Annotated in this window: 6 protein-coding genes and 1 pseudogene; 3 read left to right on the top strand and 4 right to left on the bottom strand. The window is 59.3% G+C overall.

The genetic code is table 11. The features are described 5' to 3' along the window. The 3 genes and pseudogenes from KH208_RS14750 to KH208_RS14740 form a co-directional block, all read left to right on the top strand. Positions 1-932 (top strand): annotated as a pseudogene (locus tag KH208_RS14750) (IS481 family transposase); the annotation flags it as partial. 1257 nt (positions 933-2189) lie between these two features. Then, complete coding sequence (locus tag KH208_RS14745; RefSeq protein WP_291437564.1) at positions 2190-2609, top strand: DUF134 domain-containing protein; 420 nt, start codon at positions 2190-2192, stop codon at positions 2607-2609. Positions 2610-3093: 484 nt separating this feature from the next. Continuing rightward, positions 3094-3330, top strand: coding sequence for a hypothetical protein (locus KH208_RS14740; protein WP_291437561.1), 237 nt, complete (start codon positions 3094-3096; stop codon positions 3328-3330). Positions 3331-3397: 67 nt separating this feature from the next. On the opposite strand, the gene KH208_RS14735 is transcribed toward KH208_RS14740, so the two are convergent. From KH208_RS14735 to lysA, 4 genes are all read right to left on the bottom strand, one after another. Further along, positions 3398-3694 carry a hypothetical protein gene (locus KH208_RS14735; protein ID WP_291437560.1) on the bottom strand — a complete coding sequence of 99 codons (297 nt, stop codon included), beginning with the start codon at positions 3692-3694 and terminating at the stop codon, positions 3398-3400. A gap of 91 nt (positions 3695-3785) precedes the next feature. After that, positions 3786-4679: a phosphatidylglycerol lysyltransferase domain-containing protein gene (locus tag KH208_RS14730; protein ID WP_291437559.1), complete on the bottom strand. Its 894-nt coding sequence runs from the start codon at positions 4677-4679 to the stop codon at positions 3786-3788. A 59-nt stretch (positions 4680-4738) separates the two neighbouring features. After that, positions 4739-6127: an MATE family efflux transporter gene (locus KH208_RS14725; protein WP_291437557.1), complete on the bottom strand. Its 1389-nt coding sequence runs from the start codon at positions 6125-6127 to the stop codon at positions 4739-4741. A gap of 38 nt (positions 6128-6165) precedes the next feature. Next, positions 6166-7446 carry a diaminopimelate decarboxylase gene (lysA, locus tag KH208_RS14720; protein ID WP_291437555.1) on the bottom strand — a complete coding sequence of 427 codons (1281 nt, stop codon included), beginning with the start codon at positions 7444-7446 and terminating at the stop codon, positions 6166-6168. Positions 7447-7749: the final 303 nt, after the last annotated feature.

The following is a 7749-nucleotide window of genomic DNA, read 5'->3' as shown; positions in this document are numbered from 1 at the left end:
AACGACTCCGGAAGTGCGTCGAGAGATACAAAATAGTCAAGAAAGTCTGATGACTCTTGCCCAACGCTATGGCGTAAACATCAAAACCATTGCGAAATGGCGGAAAAGGGATTTTGTCCATGATGCCCCCATGGGACCAAAATTCGTTCACTCAAAAAGTCTGACTGAGATCGAGGAGGCTGTTGTTGTGGCTTTCAGGGTATTTACACAACTGCCTCTGGATGATTGTCTGTATGCATTGCAGACAGAAATACCTCATTTAAGCCGTTCTTCATTACATCGTTGTTTGCAAAGACATGGCCTGTCGCAACTACCTAAGGAAAAACAGCTCACTGAGAAGAAAAAATTCAAACCCTATCCCATTGGATACTTCCATGTTGATATAGCGGAAGTACAAACAGAGGAAGGCAAGCTCTATTTGTTCGTGGGCATTGATAGAACCTCAAAGTTTGCTTATGCGGAATTACAGACGGAAGCGACAAGAGCCGCGGCAAAGGGATTCCTCGAACACTTGATCGAGTCAGTCCCTTATAAAATTCATACCATTTTAACAGATAACGGCATTCAGTTCGTGAATCGCAAAAAAGATACGATGGCCTTTATGACGCCGTTTGACCGTATCTGTATTCAGCATGACATTGAGCACCGGCTGACCAAGGTAAACCATCCCTGGACAAACGGGCAAGTCGAACGAATGAACCGGACACTTAAAGAGGCCACTGTCGGCCGCTATCACTATTCCTGCCATGAGTTCCTGCCATGAGGAGTTGAAGAAGCATTTGCATGCCTTCCTTATGGCGTATAACTTTGCGGGAAGATTGAAAACACTTAAAGGGAAATCTCCCTATGAGTTTGTGAGAGCAGTATGGGCAATCGAGCCAGAAAGATTCCATATTGATCCAAGCCACTTCACTGTGGGACTAAACACCTAGACGATTTTCTTCAGCCGTGGGCACAACGCGGGAAGCGTCAAAATTGAGTGCAGAGCCTCCGCGTAATCCCTCGTCCGCAAATTTTCTCACTCCTCCAGCGCCGTCAGTAAGAGCGCCGTAATAACATGCTCCTGAGTTGGGGGAAGCTGTACTCCCTCCCGTTATATTGCGGATCGCATCTTCCTGAATCATGCCCAGCTCACCGCTTGGATGGAGCGGAGTATGAGAATGGTTTGAGGACGCACCCCGTGCCCTCGAGACCCCCCCCAAAAAAAAATCAGGCACCTGATCTCTGAAAGCGCAAACAGTTCCGGGAGCGCGCGTCACTGGCGGAGTTTTGCCCGTCGTAAAGCGAAAATTGTAGTCCGCTCCAAAAAAGAGAGGCGGCCGCCAGGGGCAACCGGCGGCCGCAGAAAGGGAGGATGTTCCGATGGTTAGAGAATTTTGTTCAAAGGAGGAGGTTTTCGGGGGGGCTCCGCGCCGCCCCTGATGGGGGCTGGGGACGGCGCGGAAATCTGTTTTATTTTTGCCTATATATTGACCGCCCGTCGGCGGATAAACAAGTTGATTATGAAGCGGGTTGAAAATCCTGTTCCTGGAGCGGGGGGTTGCCCCAGCGGGTTCGCTTATCTCTTGTTTCTGTCATTTTTGGCGCTTGGCATTTCGTGCGCCGTTGTCTTTATTTAAAGCAAGGCCCGTGCCAAAGTCCAATAAAACAGCTAATACTTTATAATTCAATAGAATTTTATTTCTTCGCGGCGGAGAAGACCGGAATGAGGTGTATGTTTTTTATACAGGTATGCTCCAGACCTGTATAAAATTTACATAGTTGGCTATATTTCGCGCAGATGCGGCTGGCGTGTAAAGCCTGTGCCTGCGCGGCGGAAAGCAGACATTGTGAGTGGGACTTTCAGGGCTGCATGAACCAGTGAGTGTTTGAAAAATGTGGAGGGCGGGACTCCTCCTCTGGAGGATGCGGTTGTCCGCATCAAGTCGGTCAGGGAGCGACACCTGGTGGATTTTTCAATGTGATTATCATCCGCTTCTCCGGCACGGGGGGAGGGCGGAATGCGGGATTCTCCTGTGTGCGCGCCTTGCTGCCAGGATCGGCGCACTGAACTTCCGGGATGGGCGGCGGGGAACAGCCGAAGTCGGCTGGGCGGAGCGTTTTCGGACGATCTCTTGACAGAGGAAGAGGTGCTGTCTGTATATGAAATATATTTCAAAATGAAACCGCGTTGCCGCATGGAATAAAGAATGAGACCACGGAAAATCCGAATTATTGACGCCGTTCCCGGATGGCAGCGTTATCTGCCCGAAGGTCGCCCGAACGCGGCGGAAATAGTGGTGGGCCTTGATATGTTTGAGGCCATGCGTCTGGTGGACGCCGAGGGGCTGCCGCAGGATGTGGCGGCGCGCAGTATGGGGATTTCCACGCCGACCCTCTGTCGTCTGCTGGGCGAGGCCCGGCGGCGCATTGCCACGGCTCTGCGTGACGGCTGGGCTTTGCGCTGTGACGGCGGCAACGTGATGGTGCGCCCCTGCGGACAACCCTGGGCTGGCGGGCCTCAAGGTCATAGATGCCATGGGCGCAGCCAGGACGGACCGGAGTCAGCCGCGGTGACGGGCCTGGATGCGGCTCTTGCCGTGGAACACGGCCACACGCAGGCCCCCTGAGCGACGGAGATGCAAACTACGGACGACCGGGACGGCGCCGATTCCTGTGGACGACCAAAGCATACGGGACGGCGGCCCGGCCACGGTCGTGGCCGGGGGCACGGCGCGGGACGTGCGGAAACCGGTTCGGGGCAAGGAATGCGAAACCGCCGTGATGTCAGGGAGAACATACAATGATGGGCAAAATGGGTTTAGGGCTGTTGGGTCTTGTGAGCAAGAGCCTACTGAGCGGCGGGGGCCGTGGCGGCCAGGGCGGCAAAAGACGCGGCCGCAACCAGAAGGCAGCTCCCCTGGAAGAGGCTTTTGCCGCTTTGCTGGACAAAGGCCGGGCTGCACCGGAGCACGGCTTGAAGTCGCCTCTTGACCGGAATTTGCTCCGCCCATCCCCAGTGATAATCAGATCATCGACGTGCGCGCCGTGGGGGTTCCCGCTGTCAAGGAGGACTCGGTTGACGCCCGGCGCGAAGCGGCGTTGGAGGCGCTCATGCGGCATATCGCCAGCTTTACGGACGGCCGCGTGCGTTTGCGGCACGAAGCCTTCAAGGAACAGGCCATTCACGCGGCCTTGCGCCAACCCTTGGAGCTAACAGGACAGTTTACTGCGGTGGAATTCAAGGCGGCCACAGGCTCGGTGCTTTTGCGCTACGACGCTGGACGTCTGAGCCGCGACGATTTTCTGGAAGCGGCCATGCTGCTGGGGCTTTTCCTGGCGACGTGCTGACGCTGTGAGCCCCTGCCGGGAGGCAGTGCCCATCCCGGTTTTTTTGAACAAGGATATGAAATATATTTCAAAAAAGGACAATCTCGAAGAACACATGGAAATTAAACAGAATGGGAATGGCTGCGGACAGGCTGCGGATGAACTGGCGGGACATCAGCGGCACGGTAAACGACATGGCCGGACCGGCGGCCGGAAATGCGGGCACATGCATGAGCGGCAAAACGGCCGGGATGATACGCGGGAAAGCGGTTGCGGACACGCGGCCGGGCATGGAGAGACGAATGCCCCATGCGACGGCAATGCCCACAGTCATCAGGGCGCCCACGCCTGCAACGGCGGCCCTGACCGCGATTCTCGGGATCAACGGGAGCCGCCTCGTGCGGCAGGCATAAGGCAAAGCCCCGCGTACATGGCGCGCGGGGCTTTGCCTTACGGACGTATCGCGTTCCGTTCTGTCAGGCCTTGCGTACGCGCACCTTGTATTTACGCAGAAAATCCGTGGGCATGTAGGTCATCTTGGCCTGGCGCAGCCCTTCCTCATCCAGATCCTGGGCCCGGTTGATATAGGTGAAGCCCGCGCCTGCATGCCGGGCGAATTCGCAGTTGATGGTCTGGTATACGCCCCGGAAGCCGTTGAGGCCTTTCTCGTAGTGCACGCCCAGGCTCAGTTCGTCCAGCTTTTCACCCACGCTGAAGGCTATCATCCGGTCATCCACATAGAGGGAACCGCCGTTGAGCCCGCTGAATCTGTCCCAGTGCGAGAGCACGCGGTTGATGGCGTCATTTTCCGCCTGCAGCGACGGAGAATCCTCGCACTCGTGCCATTGGCACCAGTCATCCTGCACGGCCAGCACATCCTCCACCATGGCATCGTCCAGCGGGCGGTAGTCCGGTTTGCCGTAGGCTTTGATATAGCTGTTGATGTGATTCCTTTTCTTGTGGAAACGGTTGCCGGGCAGATCGGCCAGTTCCGCCTGCTTGTAGAGATATTCCCACTGGCCGCGATCTTCTTCGGGCTCCACCAGGCCGGGCAGGGCCTCTTGCCAGATGCGGAGCAGTTCCTCGGGCACGCGCACGAAATCATGCGCCGCCTCGCTGAACGCGGCGGGCAGGACGCGGCTCCAGTTCACGGCGTTCCAGTCGCCCACCGGAGCCCAGCAGATCAGCCGGGGACGGGTCTGGCGAATCCAGCAAAGCGCGTCGTCAAAGCACCATTCCAGGCCGTAATATTCCTGCCAGCCCCAGAGATTGGGCAGGGTGTAGTCCAGGGAGCGGCGCGGCGTGCGCTGCCAGAGACTATAAAAATCCCGGCTGCCGTCCAGGCTCACCGGCGTGAAATTCTTGTCCATGAATTATGTTCTCCTTTTCAGGACCTGTCGCGTGAAGCGGGCGACGGCGGTCCGGCCTGTCAGGCGGGCTTGCGTTCCGTGTGGTGCTCCCGCCAGCGCCTCATGGCGAAACGCGCCCAGTCGCGGTAAAGCACCACATAGAGCATGATGCAGGTTTGCAGACATTGTGAAAACAGCATGGCCGCGAAAACCCCCGAGGCCGTGCCCCAGAGCAGATGTCCCAGCAGCCAGCCCAAGGGCAGGCGCACCAGCCAGAAGGTGCCCCCGTAGACCATCAGATTGTACTGGGTGGCCCCGGCCCCCACCATGATGCCGCCCATGACCGTGCTGGCGATGGAAAAGGGCGTGGAGATCAGGTTGTATGTCAGATAACTGATGATCTGGGCCTGGGTGCCGGGTTCCTGGGAGAGCAGTTCCGCGAGCTCCCGGCGGAAGGGCCAGAGCAGGGCCGCCACCAGACTCATGGCCAGAGCGGCCAGGCCCACCAGATTCAGGGCCAGGCGTTTGGCTTCCTCTGGTTTGCCCGCGCCCAGGCTGTTGCCCACCAGCACGGCCACAGTCATGTTAAAGGCCATGCCCGGCAGAAAAAGCAGGGCTTCCACCCTGAGTCCGGCGGTCAGCCCGGCCAGGGCGTTGACGCTGTCCGTGGGCAGCGAGGCCACCAGCACGAACAGGGTGAGATAGCCGGATTGCCAGACGATCTGGGCCGCGCCCGCGGGCAGGGCTACCCGCAACAGATAGGGCAGACCGGCCTTGAGCCAGCGCAACGTGGGCAGGGCCCGGCGTTGCAGATAACCGGAGTTGGTCAGCAGCAGGCAGTTGCAGAGGGCCCCCAGGCATTGCGCGCCCAGGTTGGCCCAGACCAGACCCATGTAGCCGAAGGCGGGCAGGCCGAACCAGCCCAGACCGAAGCCCAGACAGGCCAGCAGATTGACCGCGCAGACCAGGGCGGCCACCCAGAGCGGCGGCAATACCTGGCGCGTGGCGCGAAACATGACCCCGGTGGCGGAATAGATGTACTGGGCGGGCAACGCCAGCATGGTGACCTGCCAGAGTTCGCGGGCGATGGGCAGGATTCTTTCCGGCACCATGAGCAGGCGCAATATGCCGTCGCCGAAAAACCAGCCGCCCACGGCCACCAGCAGGCCCAGACCCAGGCTGCCCAGCACGGTGGTGCCCACATAGCGCTGGGCGCGGCGCATTTTGCGAGCGCCCAGAGACTGGCTGACCGCGGCCGTGGCCCCGCTGGACACGGCCATGATCACCACCATCAGGAAAATGGCGCACTGGGTCACCATGCCCAGGGCGGCCTGCACGTCGGCGCTGATCTGCCCGGCCACCCAGACCGTGTTGAAGCCCATGAAGAACACAAGGTACATCATGAGCATCTGGGGCCAGGTCAGCCGCCAGATGGCGCGCGGAGAAGTGCTCAGGTCAGGCGTGGGCATGCGAACCGCCCCCGCGTTCCGCTGCGACGCCCGCCGGGCTACAACAGGCCGTCAAGGCAACGGGCCAGATCTTCCAGGGTTTCGCGGCGGCGAATCAGGCGGGCCGTGCCGTCGCTCTGGATCAGCACTTCGGCGGGGCGGCGGCGCTGATTGTAATTGGAAGCCATGGTGAAGCCGTAGGCCCCGGCATCAAGAATGCCTAGCACGTCCCCTTGGCGCATGACCGGCAGCAGACGGTCTTTGGCGAGAATATCGCCGCTTTCGCAAATATTGCCCACAATGGTCTGGCGCATGGGCTCGGCATCCGTCGCGCTCTTCTCACCGCGGTAGATCTCCACATCGTGGAAGGAATCGTACATGGCCGGGCGCACCAGCACGTTGAAGCCCAGGTCCGTGCCCACATAGCGCTTGTCTCCGTTGTTTTTCACGGCATGGACCCGGCCCAGCAGCACGCCGCATTCGGCGGCCACATAGCGGCCCGGCTCCACCAGAAAGCGCCCCTTGTAGCCGGTCCTGGCGGCCCAGCCGCTGATCATGGCGTGCAGGCGACGGCCCAGATCGGCCATGTCCAGGCGCGCCTCGCCCTCATACTTGTGGTAGGGAATGCCGAAGCCGCCGCCGAAGTCGATGATTTCCAGCCTGTCCAGCGCGCCGTCAGGCAGAGTTTCGGCCAGATCCAGGAGCACCTGAGCCGCGTTCAGATAGCCGTCGGGCTCCATGAACAGCGAGCCGATATGCTGATTGATGCCGGCCAGGGTCAGCCCATGCTTGGCGAGCAGGGCGAAGACCTCGTCCATTTTGTCCGGCGTGACGCCGAACTTGGTTTCCTTGCCCGCGGTGACCACCTTGGCGTGATGCCCGGCCCCGATGCCGGGATTGAAGCGCACCATGACCTTGCCGCCGCGATTGAGGCGGCCCAGGGTATCCAGCTGGGAAAGGGAGTCCACGCTGACCAGCAGGCCGTGCACCAGGGCGTTCTGCAGTTCCGTATCGGAATTGTTGTTGGAGATGTACAGGATCTCGGCGGGCGTAAAACCGGCCAGATCGTTCATGAACAGCTCGCCCGGGCTCATGGCGTCCACCACCAGGCCTTCTTCGCGGATCATCCGCAGCAGCACGGGGTTGGCATTGGCCTTGATCGAATAGTTGACCCCGAAGCCGGGCTGGTCGGAAAGGGCCGTCAGGTCGCGGCAGCGCTGGCGCAGGACGTTTTCATTGTAGACATAGAGCGGCGTGCCGTAGGTCTCGGCCAACTCGCGGGGAGTGTGCCCGCCGTAAAAATGGAGGCTGTCGGTATAAGCGGAGCGGATGTCGGACATGCGTACCTCGAAATAAGATTACTGCGGCCTTCGCTCTGCAAAGGCCGATGTGTGCGTGCAAAACGCCGTTCCGGCCTGGTGCCGGGCGGCGATGTGTTTAACCCGTGTCCTGACGCCAAGCGGCGTTAGGGATAATATTTAATTATCCTTGGCAAAGCCGTTGCTGTCAAGCCGGACACGCTCCGGAACAGGACCGCGTCCGCCGGGAGACATCAACTTTTTCAATGACAGATAACTTCATATATGCTATCTTCTTTGTAGAAGGAGGAAAGCAATATGAAATGCCGAAAATGTGGTTCCGAA

Source organism: Desulfovibrio sp., from assembly GCF_018379785.1.
Taxonomy (GTDB): domain Bacteria; phylum Desulfobacterota; class Desulfovibrionia; order Desulfovibrionales; family Desulfovibrionaceae; genus Desulfovibrio.
The sequence above is the reverse complement of the archived record's forward strand: the minus strand, read 5'-3'. Positions and strand labels throughout refer to the sequence as shown.

Bases quoted from the DNA above. Each gene is read 5' to 3' on its own strand.
- lysA (WP_291437555.1), bottom strand. From the start codon at position 7,446: ATGTCCGACATCCGCTCCGCTTATACCGACAGCCTCCATTTTTACGGC.
- KH208_RS14740 (WP_291437561.1), top strand. From the start codon at position 3,094: ATGCGGCATATCGCCAGCTTTACGGACGGCCGCGTGCGTTTGCGGCAC.
- KH208_RS14745 (WP_291437564.1), top strand. From the start codon at position 2,190: ATGAGACCACGGAAAATCCGAATTATTGACGCCGTTCCCGGATGGCAG.
- KH208_RS14725 (WP_291437557.1), bottom strand. From the start codon at position 6,127: ATGCCCACGCCTGACCTGAGCACTTCTCCGCGCGCCATCTGGCGGCTG.
- KH208_RS14730 (WP_291437559.1), bottom strand. From the start codon at position 4,679: ATGGACAAGAATTTCACGCCGGTGAGCCTGGACGGCAGCCGGGATTTT.